The sequence below is a fragment of the Sphaerochaeta sp. UBA5836 genome (assembly GCF_002432845.1).
Taxonomy (GTDB): Bacteria; Spirochaetota; Spirochaetia; order Sphaerochaetales; family Sphaerochaetaceae; genus Sphaerochaeta.
In genome coordinates this window covers 25,457-27,220 of sequence record NZ_DJGW01000030.1, presented here as the reverse complement: position 1 = coordinate 27,220, position 1,764 = coordinate 25,457, and the positions used below count along the sequence as shown (strand labels likewise).

Here is a 1,764-nt window from a genome sequence, read left to right as displayed (position 1 = left end):
GGTTTTGCTACAATGGCCTCTGTTCGAATACCAAGGAGACGTATCAAGATGAGGATGTCCAAACTCTTTTCCAGAACCCTTCGCGAGGCCCCGAACGGTGCTGACAGCAAAGGCTACGAGTATTTGCTTCGTGCAGGCTTTATCCGCCAATTGGGAGCTGGCATCTTCAGTTTGCTTCCCTTCGGCTTCAATGCAACCAAGAAGATTGAGCAGATCATCCGCGAGGAGATGAATGCAATCGGCGGCCAGGAAATCTTGATGCCCTTGGTGAACCCTGCCGACATCTGGAAGGAGACCGGCCGGTACTACAGCATCGACAAGGAGATGAGCCGCTTCAACGACCGTGTAGGCCGTGACATGGTGCTTGCCATGACCCATGAGGAAGCTGTCACCGACCTTGCACGTGGGGAGATCGACAGTTACAAGCGCCTGCCGCTTCTGGTGTATCAAATCCAGACCAAGTGGCGTGACGATCCCCGTCCCCGCGCCGGCCTGATCAGGGTACGTGAATTCACCATGAAGGACAGTTACTCCTTCGATGTCGACCAAGCCGGCTTGGATGTGCAGTATGGTGCCCATTACAAAGCCTACTTCAGGATTTTCAGTCGGTGCGGACTTCCCGTCATCGTCGTCGGTGCCGACAGCGGCATGATGGGAGGCAAAATCTCCCACGAGTACATGTATCTCTCCTCCATCGGAGAGGACACGATCATCACCTGCCCAAAGTGCGGCTATACTGCAAACCGTCAGGTTGCCACGTTCAAGAAGACGTACTACCCCGAACCGATGAAGCCGACCGAAAAGGTCCTCACCCCCGATTGCAAGACCATCGAGGAGCTGGCTGACTTCCTCAAGATTGAGAAGAGGCAGACCGCCAAGGCTGTGTTCATGGTCGGCACCTTCATCAACGATACCAATGGCGAGGAAGAGGACAAGCTTATCGTCGGCATCATCCGCGGTGATTTGGAGGTCGAAGAGAACAAGTTGCAGAATGCCGCTCGTGCAAATGTCCTCAGACCCGCCCATGCAGAGGAAATCCTTGCAAAGAAGATGGTTCCCGGGTATGGCTCGGCCATCGGCTGCAGCGAGGATGTAGTGGTCATCGTCGATGACTCGGTGGCAAAGAGCAACAACCTTGTCGCGGGTGCAAACGAGGAAGGCTATCACCTGTTGAACACCAACTTTGGCCGGGACTACACCGGCCTGACAGCCGATATCGCCAGTGCTGCGGCCGGCTATGCATGCCCACAGTGCGATGAGAGCCTGTCCGCCTCCAAGGGCGTTGAGGTGGGCAACATCTTTCAGCTCAACACCCGTTACAGTGAGAGCATGAACTGCAGCTATCAGGATGAGGGAGGAGTACGGAAGCCCGTCGTCATGGGAAGCTATGGAATCGGGGTGGGCCGCCTGCTTGCTTGTCTGGCGGAAAACTATAGTGATGAGCAGGGTCTTTCCCTTCCCATTTCCGTTGCTCCCATGCAGGTGCACCTTGTCAGCCTGGTGAAGGACGCCGAAATCGCCGAACAGCTGTACAAGCAACTCAGTGCAGCCGGTATCGAGATCCTGTACGACGACCGCAAGGAGTCGGCCGGTGTCAAATTTGCCGATGCAGACCTCATCGGGCTTCCGATCCGCATCACCTTGGGCAACCGCTCCCTGAAGGAGGGCAAGGTTGAGGTGAAGCTCAGAAGAAACCTCGAGGAGTCTTTCAGTTTCGAACTCACCACGGTAGTTGAAGAAACCAAGGCTCTCATCGCCAAGCTT

The 1,764-nt window shown here is 55.5% G+C and carries 1 protein-coding gene; it reads left to right on the top strand.

The genetic code is table 11. The annotated features are described in order from the left end of the window. Nucleotides 1-48 precede the first annotated feature (48 nt). On the top strand, nt 49-1,764 hold a 1,716-nt coding region (locus B3F49_RS02560; RefSeq protein ID WP_293908838.1), incomplete at its 3' end, for a proline--tRNA ligase.